The organism is Chlorobium sp. (assembly GCF_049593655.1).
In the GTDB taxonomy this organism is placed as follows: domain Bacteria; phylum Bacteroidota; class Chlorobiia; order Chlorobiales; family Chlorobiaceae; genus Chlorobium.
The window spans coordinates 1-15884 of sequence record NZ_JBAWHG010000025.1; the positions used below are offsets into that span (position 1 = coordinate 1).

The following is a 15884-nucleotide window of genomic DNA, read 5'->3' on the forward strand; positions in this document are numbered from 1 at the left end:
TCGGCCTGAAGCCTGCATGTTTCGCCGAAATTGCCTACCAGAGCTGGCTTGGCGGCCTCGATATCGCCAAGGACGACGAGATGCTGGCCGATGTGGACTGGTCGACGCTCGAAGAGCGTTCCCGGGAGCTCGGAGCTGCCCGAATCAGGGCGGAGAAAGAGACCGGTGAACCGAAAATCTACCTTGCCAATGTCACCGATGAGGTGGACCGTCTGATCGAACAGCACGATATGGCCGTGCGCAACGGCGCCAATGCCCTCCTGATCAACGCCCTGCCGGTAGGGCTCAGCGCGGTGAGGATGCTGGCAAGGCACTCGAAGGTGCCGCTCATCGGTCATTTCCCTTTTATTGCAGCATTCAGCCGGATGGAAAAATACGGGGTGCATTCACGGGTCATGACCAAGCTTCAGCGGCTTGCAGGACTCGATTCCATCATCATGCCCGGTTTCGGAAGCCGGATGATGACTCCTGAAGAGGAGGTGATGGAAAATATCCATGAGTGCCTGCAGGAGTTCGGCCATATCCGTACCTCGCTTCCGGTTCCCGGAGGCAGCGATTCGGCTCTGACGCTCGAAAGCGTTTACCGGAAGGTCGGAAGCGTCGATTTCGGATTTGTGCCCGGCCGGGGCATTTTCGGCCATCCGATGGGCCCGAAAGCAGGTGCCGCCAGTATCCGGCAGGCGTGGGAGGCCATCAGGCAGGGCGTCTCGCTTGAATCGTATGCCGAAGGCCGTCCTGAATTGCAGGCTATGGTCGATGGCGCAGTCGGAAAAAAATAATCGCTCCGCCAAGGGAGCACACAGATGGTTTCGAGATGGGAAAACTAGAAAACAGGGTTGCGGTCATTACCGGTTCGACACGCGGGATCGGCAGGGCCATTGCGCGGAGATTCGTTGACGAGGGAGCATCGGTGGTGATCACCTCCTCTTCCCGCGCCAATGTCGATGCGGCGGTTGCCGGGTTTCCCTCCGGAAGTGTTTACGGCCATGCCTGTGACATCAGCTCTCCGGATGAAATGGAACGTCTTGTCGAAGCTTCGTCGGCGCGTTTCGGACGGATCGACTGTTTCATCAACAATGCAGGCATATCGGATCCTTTCTGCGATGTCGCTTCCAGCGATCCGGCTCTGTGGGGCAGGGTGATCGACACCAATCTCAAGGGTACCTACTACGGCTGTCGGGCGGCAATCGGTTATTTCCTCCGCCGAAACATTCCCGGAAAGATCATCAACATGGCCGGTTCCGGAACCGACAGCGGCTCGAACACTCCTTTCATCACGGCCTACGGCTCCACCAAAGCCGCCATCGCGCGCTTTACCTATGCCGCCGCCGCCGAATACCGCCAGACGGATCTTTCCATCATGCTGCTGCATCCCGGTCTGGTTCGAACCGGTATGGTCAGCGTCGAAAATCCGACGCCTGAGCTTCAGCGGCAGCTCGAAACCTTCAATACCATTCTCGATATTTTTGCCCAGCCGCCCTCGGTTGCCGCAGGGCTTGCCGTGAAAATGGCCTCCTCCTGGAGTGACGGCAAAACGGGCATCTACCTTTCGGCACTCGGCGCATGGACAAAAAAGAGGTTGCTCCTCAGCTATCCCTTCCGTAACATGACCCAGAGGATCGACCGGCGTACCTATTAATCTTATTTATCGAGACGGGAGACAACCACATGCGACATACCGGCCAGAAAGCGGTGCTTCTGCTGTCCTTTATCGCGGCTCTTTTCCAGGGGTGCTACAGTTTCAGCGGAGGATCCGTACCTTCTCACCTGAAAACCATAGCGGTGCCGGTTTTCCAGGACCGCTCACAAGCCGGCATCGCACAGTTCCGTGCGGAACTCACCCGGCGCCTGACCGAGAAGATCGAATCGCAGAGCCCGCTTCGCATCACCCCTTCACGGGCCACGGCTGACTGCCTGCTTGAAGGCACCATCGTCTCCTTCAGCGACGAGCCGAGTCAGCTCAGCAGTACGACGGAGCGTGCGCTGACAAACCGGATCACCATTTCCGTTTCCGCACTCATGCAGGACAGGGTGAAGAAAACCGTCCTTTTTGAACGGACCTTCACCGGTTTTGCCGACTATCCGGTCGGCAGTTTTTCGGCACAGCAGGAGGCCATTTCCCGTTCTCTGGAGATGATCGCCGCAGACATGCTCGACGGCATCGTGTCGGACTGGCAGTAGCAGGGGAGTTTCAGCTTCCGGGAGGGGCGTCGTAATTTTCGTCATAAAAAAAGGGATCGGTTCCGATCCCTTTTTTTATGGTTTCATCTTTCAGGAAGACACACGGTTATTTCGCGCGGTATGCCGAGTACTCCTGAAGGCTTTTGACGCCGAATTCCTGGCGGCGGATGCAGTCCATGGCCTGTACCGAGGCTTCGGCGGCCTCGATGGTCGTGACGAAGGGCACATTGCTCTGTACCGAAGCCGCTCCGATGGCCTCCTCGTCGTGCAGCGCCTTTTCCCCTCTGGGGGTATTGATCACGAAATCGATCTTGCCATGCTTGAGGATGTCGAAAATGTTGGGCCGTCCCACTTCGCCTACCTTGAACACCTTCTTGCATTCGATGCCGTTCTCCGTAAGAAAGCGGTGGGTTCCTGCCGTGGCGACAAGGTCGAAATCCATGCGGTAGAGCTCTTTTGCGATGGCGATGATGCGCTGGTTCTTGTCCAGATCGTTCACGCTGATAAAGACCGCGCCTGAAAGCGGCAACTGCATGTTCGCCGCCTGATAGGCTTTGGCGAACGCTTCGGGAAACTGTTCGGCAAGGCTCATTGCCTCCCCGGTGGAACGCATTTCCGGGCCGAGATAGACGCCGGATTTCAAGAACTTGGAGAACGGGAAGACCGGTTCCTTGATGGCCATGTGCTTCATGCCGAGTTCGTCGCAGTCCTTCAGATCGTACTCCTTTCGCAGATCGGAGAGTTTTTCGCCGAGCATGACCCTTGTGGCGATCTTCACGACGGGAACCGCGGTGGCCTTGCCTACAAAGGGAACGGTACGGCTCGCTCTCGGATTCACCTCGATCACGTAGACACTGTCGTTCTGAACCGCGTACTGCACGTTCATCAGGCCGACAACCTGGATGTGTTCGGCAAGCCTGCGGGTGTGGGCCTTCATGGTGTCGATCACCTCGCGGCTGATATTGCGGTAGGGGAGGATCGAGGTCGAGTCTCCGCTGTGAATGCCGGCGGCTTCCACATGCTGCATGATACCGCTGATGACGCAGTCGGTACTGTCGGCAATGGCGTCGATGTCGAACTCCACGGCGGTTTCAAGAAAGCGGTCGATGAGCAGCGGATATTTTTCGGAGATGAAGAGCGCCTGATCGACGTACTCCTTGAGAGAGTCGTTGTTGTAGATGATTCTCATGGCCCTTCCTCCAAGCACGTAGCTGGGCCGGACAAGAACCGGATAACCGATTTTCTTGGTGATGGCCAGTGCCTCATCGAAGCTGATGGCCGTGCCGTAATCGGGGTGCGGAATATCGAGTTTTTCAAGCAGTGCGCCGAACTTTTTCCGGTCTTCGGCCAGATCGATGCCTTTCGACGAGGTGCCGAGAATCGTGACGCCGGCCTCCTCGAGTCTGGTTGAAAGCTTCAGGGGGGTCTGTCCTCCGAAACTGACGATGACGCCGAGCGGCTGCTCGTGCTCGATGATGCGGATGGTATCCTCGAAGGTCAGCGACTCGAAATAGAGCTTGTCGGCAATGTCGTAGTCGGTTGAAACCGTTTCGGGATTGCAGTTCACCATGATGGTTTCGTAGCCGGCCTCGCGGAGCGCGAAGACCGCCTGAACGCAGCAGTAGTCGAATTCGATTCCCTGTCCGATACGGTTCGGACCTCCTCCGAGGATGATGACCTTCTTCCTGTCCGAACGGACGGATTCGTTTTCCTCGTCGTAGGTCGAGTAATGGTACGGCGTTTTCGCATCGAACTCGGCGGCGCAGGTATCGACGGTCTTGAAAACCGATTCGACTCCGTAAAACTTTCTGAGTGAGCGTATGACCGGTTCGGTGGTTTTGAAAATACTGGCAAGCTGACAATCGGAAAAACCATACTCTTTTGCCTTTACCAGCGTTGCTTTCGGGAGTTTGCGGGTGAGGCCCTGGACCTCTTCTGAAAGGCTGGAAACTTGTGTGGTCATGCAGTCTCTATGGATTGTAGATGCTTCGGAATACGATTGTCCTGTAAAGTAACAATTCGGCGATGGATATAAAACCGCAGGAAAGATAAAAAAAGCCTGCCGTTCTCAAAGCCGCCCGGGACGGGTTGCCTTTTTGAAGCGCATTCGATTCGCTGTCAACGGTTCCGGATTTTTTTTACATTACAGGGACTTTGTGAGAAAATCCGTTCCGGAAAAGTTGTCATTAACGCTATCAGGGTTTGAATCAATAACATGAAATTCGATACTATCGAAGCGGCGCTTGAGGATATCCGGCAGGGCAGGATGATCATTGTGATCGATGATGAGGATCGTGAGGATGAAGGGGATTTCATTGCGGCAGCCGACCATGTCACGACCGAAATGGTGAATTTCATAACCCGTGAGGCCCGGGGCCTGCTCTGCGTTGCCGTTACCATGGACCGGGCGCGTGAACTGCAGCTCGACCCCATGGTGCAGAGAAACACCTCCCAGCATGAAACCAACTTTACGGTTTCGGTCGATGCCATAGCCGAGGGGGTGACTACCGGTATATCGGTTTACGACCGGACCATGGCCATTAAAATGCTTGCGGACCCGTCATGCAGGGCTGACGATTTTTCCCGGCCCGGCCATATCTTTCCCCTTCGGGCCATGGATGGCGGCGTGCTCCGGCGCGTAGGCCACACCGAGGCGGCCGTCGATCTTGCCCGTCTGGCCGGGTGCAATCCCGCCGGTCTGCTCTGCGAAATTCTCCATGAAGATGGCAGCATGGCGCGTCTTCCCGAACTGATGAAAATCAGGGATAAATTCGGCCTTAAACTCATTACCATCAAGGATCTGGTCGCCTTCCAGATGCAGCGCCAGAAACTCGTTCACCGGGCAGTCGAGTCGAGGCTTCCGACCGTCCACGGCGAGTTCCGTCTCATCGCCTACGAGTCGTTTACCGACAACCAGAACCACATGGCTTTCGTCAAGGGGGACGTGACCACCGGCGAGCCGGTGCTTGTCCGGGTACACTCCCAGTGCGCAACCGGCGATACGTTCGCCTCCCTCCGGTGCGACTGCGGCAACCAGCTTGCTTCGGCGCTCAGGATGATCGAGAAGGAGGGGCGCGGTGTGCTGGTCTACCTCATGCAGGAAGGGCGCGGCATCGGCCTCATCAACAAGCTGAAAGCATATAATCTTCAGGATGAAGGGTTCGATACCGTCGAGGCCAATGAAAAGCTCGGCTTCAAGGCCGATCTTCGCGACTACGGCATCGGCGCACAGATTCTCAAGGATCTCGGCGTGAAGAAAATGAAGCTCCTGACCAACAATCCGAAAAAGATCGTGGGTCTTGAAGGTTACGGCCTTGAAATCGTCGAGAGAATGTCGCTCGAGATCGCTCCGAATCCGGCCAACAGAAACTATCTTGAAACCAAGCGCGACAAGATGGGCCACATGATCGGCGTTTCCTGCGCCAGCGAACAGCATGTATTCGACCAGATGGTGGCTGACAAAATGAACAAAGGACAACACAACCCGTAAACACCCAAAAAGGAATTGATGCCATGATGGATACCGAAATCCTTCAGATGCAGGATAAAGAGGTTTTCGATGCGATAGCCGGTGAAACCCGGCGGCAGACGGAAACCCTTGAACTTATCGCATCGGAAAACTTCACCAGCCGGGCTGTCATGCAGGCCTGCGGTTCGGTGATGACCAACAAATACGCCGAGGGTTATCCCGGAAAACGCTACTACGGCGGCTGCGAGTTTGTCGATGTCGCAGAAAATCTTGCCCGCGACCGGGCAAAAAAACTTTTCGGATGCGAGTATGTCAACGTTCAGCCGCATTCCGGTTCAAGCGCCAATATGGCGGTGCTCTTTTCCGTGCTCAAGCCGGGTGACCGCATCATGGGTCTCGACCTTTCCCACGGCGGCCACCTTACGCACGGCAGCGCGGTGAATTTTTCGGGACAGCTTTTCGAGGCGCACTCCTATGGGGTCGAGCGCGAAACCGGCTGCATCGATATGAACCGGGTCGAGGAGATTGCCCTTACGGTGCGTCCCAAACTCATTATTACGGGAGCGAGCGCATACTCGCAGGGGTTCGATTTCAAGGCCTTCCGCCAGATCGCAGACAAGGCGGGCGCTCTTCTGATGGCCGATATCGCCCATCCTGCAGGACTGATTGCCGCGGGCCTGCTCACCGACCCCATGCCGCACTGCCATTTTGTCACCACTACCACGCACAAGACGCTTCGAGGTCCGAGAGGCGGCATGATCATGATGGGCAGCGATTTCGAGAATCCGCTGGGCATCACCATCAAGACCAAGACCGGTTCACGGGTGAAAATGATGTCGGAGGTCATGGACGCCGAAGTGATGCCGGGCATCCAGGGCGGTCCGCTCATGCACATTATCGCAGGCAAGGCTGTTGCGTTCGGCGAGGCGCTGCTGCCCGCTTTCAGGGAGTATGCGGTTCAGGTGCGCAAGAACGCTGCGGCAATGGCCGAATCCTTTATCGGCCTCGGGTACAATATCGTCAGCGGAGGCACGAAAAACCATCTCATGCTGCTCGATCTGCGCAACAAGGAGGTTACCGGAAAGGTGGCCGAAAACCTGCTGCATGATGCCGGTATCACGGTCAACAAGAACATGGTGCCCTTCGACGACAAGTCGCCTTTCGTCACCAGCGGCATCAGGATCGGCACTCCGGCCATGACCACGCGCTCCATGACCGAGAGCGACAGCCGGGCTATCGCCGCCATGATCGACCGCGTCATCGCGTCGGCAAACAGCGCCGGTGTCGAGGATGTCTGCCGTTCGGTCAGGCACGAGATCAGGGAACTCTGCCTCAGCCGTCCGCTCGACGGATACGGGATGACGCCCTGAATCAGGGAGCTGCCGGCCGGCATCGAAACAAAGCCGACCCGGAGCGATACATGCTCCGGGTCGGCTTTTTCTTTTTTCAGGGATGTGTTGCCGACCGGAGCCGTTCAGCGGCTTTCAATGATGCCGGTAATCATCGCGCCGAGGTCGGCTGTGGTTTTTCTGATGGTGGCGTTGAGCTTTTTGATCTCCTGCTGCAGCTCCAGCGCCCTGTCGTTGTCCTCCTCCCTGCGCAAGGCTTCCGTAACGGTTTTCTTCCGGTGCGAGAGCGGTTCGAGAATGATGTTCCTGAATGCGTCGAGAAATGCCGTAAGGCAGCGCCGGGCATGTTCCCGGTCGGCATCGGGCTGCTCCTGCCATCTGCTGCTGACCGGCTGTTCGATGAGGAGGCCTGAGGCCAGATCCCTCGCCTCGGCACTTCCGAACATGCTGATTTCCGTTGCCGTATCGATGTGTTCGTCGGGATTTTCACCGCTTTCCCTGTATCGCCGGATCATATGGGCAAGAATTTCGCGGGCTGCCGGATGCGGCAGCTCCAGCATAGCCTCGTGCGAGGCGGCGAACTCAAGCACCACATTTCCGTAGAGCGTGCTTTCAAGCAGGGCCTTCAGAAAGGTTTTTTCAAGCACCGACAGCTGCTGCTGCGCTTGGCGGCTGCCGGCGGGAGCCCGGACCGGCGTCTCCTCCTCCGGCGTCTGAAACTCCTTTCGGGCAGGCTGTTTTTTTATGAGCTCCGCAAGCGCCTCCCGGCTTACAGAAAGCTTTCCGGACAGCTCCTGCAGGTAGAGTTCCCTGCGGATGCGGTCGGGAATGAGCGAAATGGTGTGCATCATCACGCCGATGGCCCTGGCTTTCGCGTCGGGTTGATCGAAGTTTCCCGAATCGCTGAATACGCGGATCTGGAAATCCTGAAAGGCGAGGCGGTTCTTCGAGGTGTACTGCAGAAACGAATCGCGGCCTTCACGTTTTACGAAACTGTCGGGATCGTCGCCTGCAGGAAGCATGACCACAAACGGGGTGACGCCTTCAGCCAGAAGAATGTCGATGCCGCTCATCATGGACTTTTTTCCTGCCGGATCGCCGTCATAGATGAAGAGTACGCTTGAGGTGTAGCGCTGCAGGATTTTCGCCTGGTAGCGGGTCAGCGACGTCCCGCAGGATGCCACGGCGCCGGTTACACCCGCCTGATGCAGGGCGATCACGTCCATATACCCTTCGACGAGAAAGGCGGTTTCCGTTCTCCTGATCTCCTGCTTGGCCGCGTGCAGTCCGTAAAGCAGTTTCGACTTCTCGAACATCCGGTTTTCCGGGGAGTTCAGATATTTTGGGGTATCGGGATCGCTCGCGAGTGTTCTGCCTCCGAAGCCGACAACCTGGCCGCCGACGGAAAATATGGGGAAGATCACCCGGTTGCGGAAGGTGTCGTACCGGCTGTTTTTCTGGCGGTTTGCCGTAACAAGACCGAGTTCGGCAAGCTGCTCTTCGGCGATTCCGGCCCGCCGGGCTTCAACGAGAAGATGATCCCATGATTCGGGAGCATAGCCGAGACCGAAGGATGTAAGCGTTTCCTGAGAAACCCCCCGCTGTGCGGTAAGATAGGCCAGCCCGGCTTTTCCCTTTTCGCTCATGAGGGTGCGGTGAAACAGGCGCGCGGCCCACCGCAGCGTTGCCGTACGGCTCTCTTCCTCGTTTCCGGGAGCGGCATCGTGCGCCGTATACCGGCTGATATCCACGCCGGAGCGTTTTGCGACAAGTTCCACGGCCTCCGGGAAGGTCACCTTTTCCATTTCCATGACGAAGGAAAAGACGTTTCCTCCCTTTCCGGTTGAAAAACACTTGTAGATCTGCTTGTCGGGCGAAACGACGAACGAGGGGGTTTTTTCCTGGGTGAAGGGGGAGAGCGCCTTGAAGTTGCGGCCCGAGGGCTGCAGTTTGAGATAGTCCGACAGGATGTCGACAATATCAGCGCGCTGACGGACGTCGTCAATAACGTTTTGCGGAATCATGTCATATCCTTTTCTCTCTTGCAAGCAAGCCGGTTTCGTGTTTTTGCCTTCTCCTGTTAGATAATCGAAAAACCTGAATTGTCAAGACACGGTTTTTTCCTTGGGCCGCGAAGCAAGAGTATTCGTGTATTTGTTGTTTTTTTTCAAAAGAAGTCATTATTTATGATCTGGTAACGATTCGCTGCCGTAAATATTTTCTGAAGGCCATCACCAAAAATTGTTCAAAAAAATTTTCAATCATATGAAACAGGGTTTCTTCACGGGGTTGCTCATCGTTGTAACCTATGCCGTATCTCTGGGATTTTATGCGTGGATGGGCACCACTCCTCCCGAGTCGATGTTCCATGCCATCTGGAAAGGTGGCCCTGTCGTCTCGGTGCTGATGGCTCTGATTCTCATGGTGATCGCCTACATCGTGGAACGCATTATCGCGCTGAACAAGGCTTCCGGCAAGGGAGACATTCCCGGTTTCGTGCAGAGCCTCAAGCTGGATATCGAAAACGGATCGATCGATCAGGCCATCGCCAAATGCGACGACCACCAGAGTTCGCTTTCGGCCGTGCTTCGCGCGGTGCTCGACCGCTACCAGAAGATGGTGGGCATGAACGTCACCGACCGCGACAAGAAGATCAGTGAAATGGAGAAGGCCGTCGAAGAGGCGACGGTTATGGAGATGCCGCTCCTGGAAAAAAATCTCGTGGCGATCTCCACCATTGCGTCGATCTCCACCATGGTGGGGCTTCTGGGCACCACGCTCGGCATGATCCGCGCTTTTGCCGCCATGGCCACCAGCGGGGCTCCCGATGCCGTGCAGCTTTCGCTCGGCATTTCCGAAGCGCTTTTCAATACGGCGCTCGGCATTGTCGGCGGCATCATGGGCATTGTCACCTACAATGTGTTCACCAACAAGGTTGACCGGTTCAGTTACATGATCGATGAAGCCGCATTCTATATCATCCAGACACTCGGAACCGGCAAAAACCAGTAACGCCCATGTCGAGAATCAAGGCAAAGCGGGTAGGATTCCGGATCGATATGACGCCGATGGTGGATGTGGCATTTCTTCTGCTGACGTTTTTCATGCTGACCACCAAGTTTCGTCCTCCCGAAGTGGTTCGTATCGATCTGCCCTCTTCCCACTCGGAGCAGAAGCTTCCCGAGTCCGATGTGCTTACCGTCACGGTAAGCGGAGACAACAACTTCCTGATGGGTGTCTCCTCGCAGCAGTCCCGTGAAAAAATTTTCAACTCGGTCGTCCGGCCGAAGCTGCAGGCGGCAGGTCTCCCTGCGTCCGCAATCAGCGATTCTCTGAGGAGTTTCCGTCTTGCCGAAAGTTTTTCGGTAGGGCGTGACGAACTCGACAAGTTTGTCGTGATGGCGCGTTTCGCCGACCAGAAACTCAGGCCTGTTATCAGGGCCGACGCCGATGCGGATTACGAAGCGGTGAACCATGTCATCAAGGTGTACAAAAAAGCCAATCTTCTGACCTTCAATCTTGTAACCGTTCTGGAAAGGGGGGTGCGCTGATCTATGGGAATGGTTGATTCTCCGAACGGAAACCGCCGGGCGAAAAATGGAAGGCGCAAGCAGCGGCGCATAGGTTTTCATCTCGATATGACGCCGATGGTGGATGTGGCGTTTCTCCTGCTGACGTTTTTCATGCTGACTACCACCTTTTCCAAATCGAATACCATGGAGATCAATATGCCTCCCGAACAGGGGGAGGTGAGGATTTCCGAGAACAACGTCATGATCGTGCGTATAGCCGGCGACGGTATGGCATACTGTTCGCTCGGGGAGGAGGCGCCGCAGAAGATATCCCTCTACGATCCTTCCGATTCACACCGGATGGCTCTGAGCGGAGAGCTTCGTTCGCTCCTCAGGCAGCAGACCGCAGCAAACAGGAAAATGGTCATCGTCGTCAAAATCAGTGAAAAGGCAAAGTACAAGAGTCTTGTCGATCTTATCGACGAGCTGAACCTGATGAAGATCGACCGTTTCAGTCTCGACGACTATACCGATCAGGATGAAGTGGAAATCAAAAGAGCTGTTTAACCCGCAGGGGACAGCAAAGGAGCAAGTGGCAGGTGTATTCAAAGTTTGATAAAATCCACGAAAAGGCCTCCAGGAAAGCCTCCGGATGGTCTTTTGCCGAGGAGTTTCTCGACACCGAACGGGTGCGCAATATCGGATACGGAAACCTTGTCCTGCGCCGGCAGGCCCATTTGTTTCTGTCCCATGGCGTCATTACCGCAGTTCTTCTTCTGGGAGCGTTCTGGCTTGTGAGCGCAAACTGGCAGGCTATCCTGTCGATGACCGGATTTGCCTCCGCGGATGACGAACCCATGATCGAGTGCTACGAGGTGGTCACCAATGTGACGCAGCTTCCCCCTCCACCTCCTCTTTCCCAGCCCGAACCGGCAGTCGTAAGACCCGCGACGGCTGCGCCTGTTGCGCCAAATGTCGGAAAAATCAGGACGGTCAAGGAGAGCGATGCGCCGAAGGAACAGACGCTTGCCACACAGAAGGAGATCAAGCAGGCCAATCAGGCGCAGGGTTCAGGTTCCGGTACGGGGAGCGGCGCCTCGGCCGGCGATGATGTTCCCATGTTCGTGCCCTGCGAAAAAATGCCGGGCTTTCTCGACCAGAAAAAACCGGCCTATCCCGAAATGGCCCGGACCGCGGGAATCGAGGGAAAGGTTTTCGTCAGCGTGCTGATAGGCGAGGACGGCCGGCCGATAAAAGCCAAGGTCATGAAGCGTCTGCCGGCGGACTGCAGTGTATTCGATGCCGTAGCCATCAAATCGGTCATGGATTCGAAATACTACCCCGGTATTCAGAACGGCAGCCCGATCAAGGTCTGGTTCACCGTGCCGATACGTTTCCAGCTCGATTGATTTCAGGCCCGGACCCGGTCGTCTGGCGCCCGAGATAGAGATCCGGATGTACCAGATTCAGGGCCGTCGGGGATTTCGCGCCGTCGCCTGAAGTTTGCCGATGTTCCCCCGTGTTTTCCTTCCTTGAAAAGAGCAGCGTGTTCTGCCGGTACCAGAACGGGATCCTGCTGTCGTTCCAGATTTCCGGCCTGATGATGTCATGAACCCCGTAGCCCTGTTCATCGAAAAGCTCCGCCCAGTACTCAGGCCATTGCTCGTTGATGTGGCCGATGCCGCCCTGGAAGGGAATTGCCGCAGAAAAGAGCACGCGCCGGGAGAGCGTTGTCAGGAAAGTGATGAACGCCCTTGCCGATTCGGCCGGCAGGTGTTCGGCTACTTCCATACAGATGGCAAGATCCCAGGTTCGTCCCGGCAGCGGCGTCGAGTGCTGCAGGTCGGCCTGCATGAACGAATTCTCCGGAATTTCCAGGAGAGCCCGATCGACCCAGCTGCCGTCGATGCCCAGTATCTCTTCAGCGCCTTTTGTGCTGAGCACCGAAAGCCAGGTGCCTACACCGCAGCCGATGTCCACGGCAGAATGAACCGCGGGAATATGCTTCAGAAGGGTGGAAAGTACCGTGGCTGCCGAATAGAGGGTGCGCTCGTGCCTGTCTGCATAAAATTCCCTGGCATACTGTTCCATGCTCTTCTCCGGTAAATAGGGTGACGGACCCGGCTGTGTCCCTGTTTTTTCCATGGTCTTCACCCTGGAAGGGGATCTCCGGGCTGTGGCGCGCCGGTTACGATGCTTCTTTTTTCCGGCGCAGCAGAACGGCAAAAACAGTCCAGGCATAAGCGGCAACCAGCGTGAAAGGACTGATATAGAGTGAAAAGAACCCGTCCACGTCCCGCTCGAGATACATGCCGAGATAGCTCAGGGCTATGACAGCCGCGCCGCAGGCGATCATCACGTAGTTGATGGCGCCGAGGGGCATGTCGGCGGGTTTGCTTTCCGGTTTTTTACCGGCTTTCTTCGGTAAGGATTTCATCGAGTACGGTGATACAGCGTTGTGCTTCGTCCGTGCTGATGCAGAGCGGAGGAAGAAGCCTGATGACATTCTGGCTTGTAGCATTCACGAGCACCTGTTTCTGCAGGGCTTTTTCCACATACACTTTCGCCTCTTTATCGACCGTTATGCCGATCATCAGTCCGAACTGGCGGATTTCGAGGATCTGCGGGTGCCTTGTGGCAAGTTCCTCCAGGGCGTGCTTCAGCATCGCTCCGATCTTCAGGGCATTTTCCATAAGCCTGTCGGCATGGATCGCTTCAATCATGGCAAGTCCTGCCGCGCAGGCAACCGGGTTGCCTCCGAAGGTGGTGCCGTGATTGCCGTAGCTGAACACGTCGGCCATTTTTTCGCTGCCGATCACGGCCGCCAGAGGCAGACCGCCGCCCAGCGGTTTTGCCAGACAGACCACATCGGGCTCGATGGCGAAGTGCATGTAGCTGAAAAACAGGCCTGTCCTGCCGCAGCCGGCCTGAATCTCGTCGGCGACTATGAGGAAATCGAACCGGTCGCGCAGTTCTGCGAGCCTCAGGAGAAACGCTTCCGAGATGCAGTGTATTCCTCCTTCACCCTGCACGATCTCGATAAAGACCGCCGCGGTTTTTTCGGAAACCTTCGCTTCGAGATCGGCGAGGTCGTTGAAGGCTATCATGCCGGTTTCCGGAAGCAGCGGATCGAATCCATCGGTATATTTCGCCTTTGCGGTCAACGACATGGCTCCGTAGGTTCTGCCGTGAAAACAGTTGCTCAGCGACAGGATCTCCTTCTTGTCGCTCCTGCCCGACATGGCAGCCCGCTTTCTGGAGAGCTTTATTGCGGCCTCGATCGCTTCAGTGCCGCTGTTGGCGAAAAACACTTTCGAAAGTCCCGAAATATCGAGCAGTCTTGCGGCCAGATCGAACTGAGGCTGGAGCAGAAACAGGTTCGAGGCATGAATCAGCCTGGAGGCCTGGCGGGTGATGGCGTCGATGAGCCGTTTGTCGCCGTAGCCGAGCGCGTTGACGCCGATACCGGCGATCATGTCCAGATAACGCGTCCCGTCGTCGCTCACCAGCCAGCAGCCCTCTCCATGGGTCAGGGCTATCGGCAGACGGGCATAGTTGTGAAAAAACAGCTCTTTTTCTGTTTCCTGTGTCAGCGGCAGTGGTTTCATGCGTGCTTGTTTCCTTCCTGGAGTGTTTGCTGTTGCAGCAATGCCTGCAAAAACTGATTATAATGATCAATCATGCTGCTGTCAAACATTTTCTTCAGCTTTTTTTCCGGCAAGCAGGACCCTGATCAGCCTCCAGACGCCGTAGGCTCCGGTAAGCGATGCATAGAGCAGGAGGTCATGGCGGGCGTCACGGGATGGCGGATCCGCGAAAAAAAAGACATAGAGCGCAATGCCGATAAAGAGCAGCGAAAGCAGGATGTTGAGCGCTGCCGTCAGTTTTCGGGAACGGCTCATTCCGGTTTCTCTTTAGTGTCTTCCGGCTTGCAGATGGAGGCTTCGGGATAGAAACGCCACTCCCGGTTCACGATCAGCCGGGCCCCGTAGCCGAAGGTGAAGTAGGACCATCCCCATTGCATCAGCACGAATATGCGGTGCTTGAAGCTGGTCAGGTAGTAGATGTGCACCAGAAGCCAGGCGAACCATGCCGGGGCTCCGTCGAACCTGATGCTGCCGATCTGGAGAATGGCCTTGTTCTTGCCGATGGTGGCCATCTGCCCCTTGTCGGTGTAGTGGAACGGTTTTCTGGGTTTTCCCTTCATGTCGAGCAGAATGTTCCTGGCGATTGCCCGTCCGGCCTGCAGGGCGACCGGAGCAAGCCCTGGAAGCGGGCCGGGCATGCCGTGCGAGAAATGGGCCTGGTCGCCGCCGACAAACACATTCGGGTATCCCGGTATGCTGAGATCCTCCTCCACGACAATGCGGCCGATCCGGTCGGTTGTCGCTCCCATCTCCTTTCCCGTATCGATGGCCGTTACACCGGCTGCCCACAGCACGGTTGCCGCCTCGATGCGCTCCCTGCCGATCTGCACTCCGCTGGCATCGACATTGCTTACCATGCTGCTGGTCCAGACCTGCACGCCCAGTTTTTCAAGCGAGCGGGTAGCCTTGCTGGCCAGGTCGGGATCAAACGAACCGAGAATCCGCGGAGCGGCCTCGACGATGAAAATTCTGGTCAGCTTCGGGTCGATGTGGCGGTAGAGCTTGGAGAGGGTATACCGGCTCATTTCGCCGATCGAACCGGCCAGTTCGACACCGGTAGGTCCGCCTCCGACAATGACGAAGGTCAGCAGCTTCTTGCGTTCGACCGGGTCGTTGGTGCGTTCGGCCGCTTCGTAGGCCTCGAGCACCCGTCTTCTGATCTCTTTGGCCTGTGCCAGGGTTTTCAGGCCGGGAGCGAACTCCTCCCACTGGTTGTTGCCGAAGTAGTGGTGCTTGACGCCGCAGGCGAGCACGAGATAGTCGTAGGGTATATCGCCGAAATCGGTTCTGACGATCCTGTTTTCTGCATCTATTTCTTCGGCTACCCCTTTGAATACCGTGATGTTGTAGTAGTTGGCCAGCATGTTTCTCAGCGGGGCGGCAATATCGCCTTCACCGAGAGCGGACATGGCTACCTGATAGAGCAGGGGCTGGAACAGGTGGTAGTTTTTCCTGTCGACGAGGGTGACTTCGATATCTTTCTTATTGCCAAGTATTCTTGCGGCGTTGATTCCCGTAAATCCACCGCCTACAATGACGACGCGCTTTTTCATCGGTTAAGGTGTTTCTCTTTCTTTTCTTTGCGTGCCTTTTCGCAGGGTCACGGCTGATAATCTTTCGCTTCAATGCGCGCGCTCCCTTCGCCAGGGATGCGGCGCGTGGTAAAGTACAAAAAAACAGTGAAATCACCTGCCCGGTTCCTTTTTCCGGACGACGGGAGTATTGC

The 15884-nt window shown here is 56.3% G+C and carries 16 protein-coding genes; 9 read left to right on the forward strand and 7 right to left on the reverse strand.

Going from position 1 to position 15884, the window contains the following annotated elements:
• The 3 genes from WBP50_RS03935 to WBP50_RS03945 form a co-directional block, all read left to right on the forward strand.
• A partial coding sequence (locus tag WBP50_RS03935) for a RuBisCO large subunit C-terminal-like domain-containing protein (protein WP_423931818.1) occupies positions 1–779 on the forward strand: 779 nt, incomplete at its 5' end.
• A 35-nt stretch (positions 780–814) separates the two neighbouring features.
• Entirely contained in the window at positions 815–1639 is an 825-nt protein-coding gene (locus tag WBP50_RS03940; protein WP_423931820.1) for an SDR family NAD(P)-dependent oxidoreductase, read from the forward strand.
• Positions 1640–1668: 29 nt separating this feature from the next.
• Positions 1669–2181, forward strand: coding sequence for an LptE family protein (locus tag WBP50_RS03945; RefSeq protein ID WP_423931821.1), 513 nt, complete (start codon positions 1669–1671; stop codon positions 2179–2181).
• Between the two features lie 106 nt (positions 2182–2287).
• Here the strand turns inward: WBP50_RS03945 and carB are convergent, their stop codons facing one another.
• Positions 2288–4144 carry a carbamoyl-phosphate synthase large subunit gene (gene carB / locus WBP50_RS03950; RefSeq protein ID WP_423931823.1) on the reverse strand — a complete coding sequence of 619 codons (1857 nt, stop codon included), beginning with the start codon at positions 4142–4144 and terminating at the stop codon, positions 2288–2290.
• A gap of 252 nt (positions 4145–4396) precedes the next feature.
• Here carB and WBP50_RS03955 point away from each other — a divergent pair, with 252 nt between their 5' ends.
• Positions 4397–5671: a bifunctional 3,4-dihydroxy-2-butanone-4-phosphate synthase/GTP cyclohydrolase II gene (locus tag WBP50_RS03955; protein ID WP_423931824.1), complete on the forward strand. Its 1275-nt coding sequence runs from the start codon at positions 4397–4399 to the stop codon at positions 5669–5671.
• 26 nt (positions 5672–5697) lie between these two features.
• Positions 5698–7020, forward strand: coding sequence for a serine hydroxymethyltransferase (gene glyA, locus WBP50_RS03960; protein ID WP_423931874.1), 1323 nt, complete (start codon positions 5698–5700; stop codon positions 7018–7020).
• A 104-nt stretch (positions 7021–7124) separates the two neighbouring features.
• Here glyA and dnaG read toward each other — a convergent pair whose 3' ends face one another.
• The gene (gene dnaG / locus WBP50_RS03965) at positions 7125–9023 is read right to left on the reverse strand and encodes a DNA primase (RefSeq protein ID WP_423931826.1); all 1899 of its coding nucleotides are present in this window, start codon (positions 9021–9023) and stop codon (positions 7125–7127) included.
• Between the two features lie 241 nt (positions 9024–9264).
• On the opposite strand from dnaG, the gene WBP50_RS03970 reads away from it, so the two are divergent.
• The 4 genes from WBP50_RS03970 to WBP50_RS03985 are packed head-to-tail and all read left to right on the forward strand — an operon-like array spanning position 9265 to position 11920.
• Complete coding sequence (locus tag WBP50_RS03970; RefSeq protein WP_423931828.1) at positions 9265–10011, forward strand: MotA/TolQ/ExbB proton channel family protein; 747 nt, start codon at positions 9265–9267, stop codon at positions 10009–10011.
• Positions 10012–10016: 5 nt separating this feature from the next.
• Positions 10017–10550, forward strand: coding sequence for an ExbD/TolR family protein (locus WBP50_RS03975; protein WP_423931830.1), 534 nt, complete (start codon positions 10017–10019; stop codon positions 10548–10550).
• Between the two features lie 3 nt (positions 10551–10553).
• Entirely contained in the window at positions 10554–11078 is a 525-nt protein-coding gene (locus WBP50_RS03980; protein WP_423931832.1) for an ExbD/TolR family protein, read from the forward strand.
• Positions 11079–11110: 32 nt separating this feature from the next.
• Positions 11111–11920 (forward strand): energy transducer TonB, encoded by an 810-nt coding sequence (locus WBP50_RS03985; RefSeq protein ID WP_423931833.1) that lies wholly within the window; start codon positions 11111–11113, stop codon positions 11918–11920.
• On the opposite strand, the gene WBP50_RS03990 is transcribed toward WBP50_RS03985, so the two are convergent.
• The 5 genes from WBP50_RS03990 to WBP50_RS04010 form a co-directional block, all read right to left on the reverse strand.
• Positions 11889–12602 carry a class I SAM-dependent methyltransferase gene (locus WBP50_RS03990; RefSeq protein WP_423931835.1) on the reverse strand — a complete coding sequence of 238 codons (714 nt, stop codon included), beginning with the start codon at positions 12600–12602 and terminating at the stop codon, positions 11889–11891. The genes WBP50_RS03985 and WBP50_RS03990 overlap by 32 nt on opposite strands.
• A gap of 97 nt (positions 12603–12699) precedes the next feature.
• Complete coding sequence (locus tag WBP50_RS03995) at positions 12700–12948, reverse strand: hypothetical protein (protein ID WP_423931836.1); 249 nt, start codon at positions 12946–12948, stop codon at positions 12700–12702.
• The gene (locus WBP50_RS04000) at positions 12920–14119 is read right to left on the reverse strand and encodes an aspartate aminotransferase family protein (RefSeq protein ID WP_423931837.1); all 1200 of its coding nucleotides are present in this window, start codon (positions 14117–14119) and stop codon (positions 12920–12922) included. Before WBP50_RS04000 ends, WBP50_RS03995 begins: the two co-directional genes overlap by 29 nt.
• A gap of 81 nt (positions 14120–14200) precedes the next feature.
• Positions 14201–14413, reverse strand: a complete 213-nt coding sequence (locus WBP50_RS04005) for a hypothetical protein (RefSeq protein WP_423931839.1) — start codon at positions 14411–14413, stop codon at positions 14201–14203.
• Positions 14410–15711 (reverse strand): NAD(P)/FAD-dependent oxidoreductase, encoded by a 1302-nt coding sequence (locus WBP50_RS04010; RefSeq protein ID WP_423931841.1) that lies wholly within the window; start codon positions 15709–15711, stop codon positions 14410–14412. The genes WBP50_RS04005 and WBP50_RS04010 overlap by 4 nt, the downstream gene beginning before the upstream one ends.
• Positions 15712–15884 lie beyond the last annotated feature (173 nt).

Excerpts from the sequence above, each read along its gene's own strand:
- WBP50_RS04010 (WP_423931841.1), bottom strand. The coding sequence starts at position 15,711 with ATGAAAAAGCGCGTCGTCATTGTAGGCGGTGGATTTACGGGAATCAAC.
- WBP50_RS03945 (WP_423931821.1), top strand. The coding sequence starts at position 1,669 with ATGCGACATACCGGCCAGAAAGCGGTGCTTCTGCTGTCCTTTATCGCG.
- WBP50_RS03940 (WP_423931820.1), top strand. The coding sequence starts at position 815 with ATGGGAAAACTAGAAAACAGGGTTGCGGTCATTACCGGTTCGACACGC.
- dnaG (WP_423931826.1), bottom strand. The coding sequence starts at position 9,023 with ATGATTCCGCAAAACGTTATTGACGACGTCCGTCAGCGCGCTGATATT.
- WBP50_RS04005 (WP_423931839.1), bottom strand. The coding sequence starts at position 14,413 with ATGAGCCGTTCCCGAAAACTGACGGCAGCGCTCAACATCCTGCTTTCG.
- WBP50_RS03990 (WP_423931835.1), bottom strand. The coding sequence starts at position 12,602 with ATGGAACAGTATGCCAGGGAATTTTATGCAGACAGGCACGAGCGCACC.
- WBP50_RS03975 (WP_423931830.1), top strand. The coding sequence starts at position 10,017 with ATGTCGAGAATCAAGGCAAAGCGGGTAGGATTCCGGATCGATATGACG.
- WBP50_RS03980 (WP_423931832.1), top strand. The coding sequence starts at position 10,554 with ATGGGAATGGTTGATTCTCCGAACGGAAACCGCCGGGCGAAAAATGGA.
- WBP50_RS03995 (WP_423931836.1), bottom strand. The coding sequence starts at position 12,948 with ATGAAATCCTTACCGAAGAAAGCCGGTAAAAAACCGGAAAGCAAACCC.
- carB (WP_423931823.1), bottom strand. The coding sequence starts at position 4,144 with ATGACCACACAAGTTTCCAGCCTTTCAGAAGAGGTCCAGGGCCTCACC.
- WBP50_RS03970 (WP_423931828.1), top strand. The coding sequence starts at position 9,265 with ATGAAACAGGGTTTCTTCACGGGGTTGCTCATCGTTGTAACCTATGCC.
- WBP50_RS03955 (WP_423931824.1), top strand. The coding sequence starts at position 4,397 with ATGAAATTCGATACTATCGAAGCGGCGCTTGAGGATATCCGGCAGGGC.
- WBP50_RS04000 (WP_423931837.1), bottom strand. The coding sequence starts at position 14,119 with ATGAAACCACTGCCGCTGACACAGGAAACAGAAAAAGAGCTGTTTTTT.
- glyA (WP_423931874.1), top strand. The coding sequence starts at position 5,698 with ATGGATACCGAAATCCTTCAGATGCAGGATAAAGAGGTTTTCGATGCG.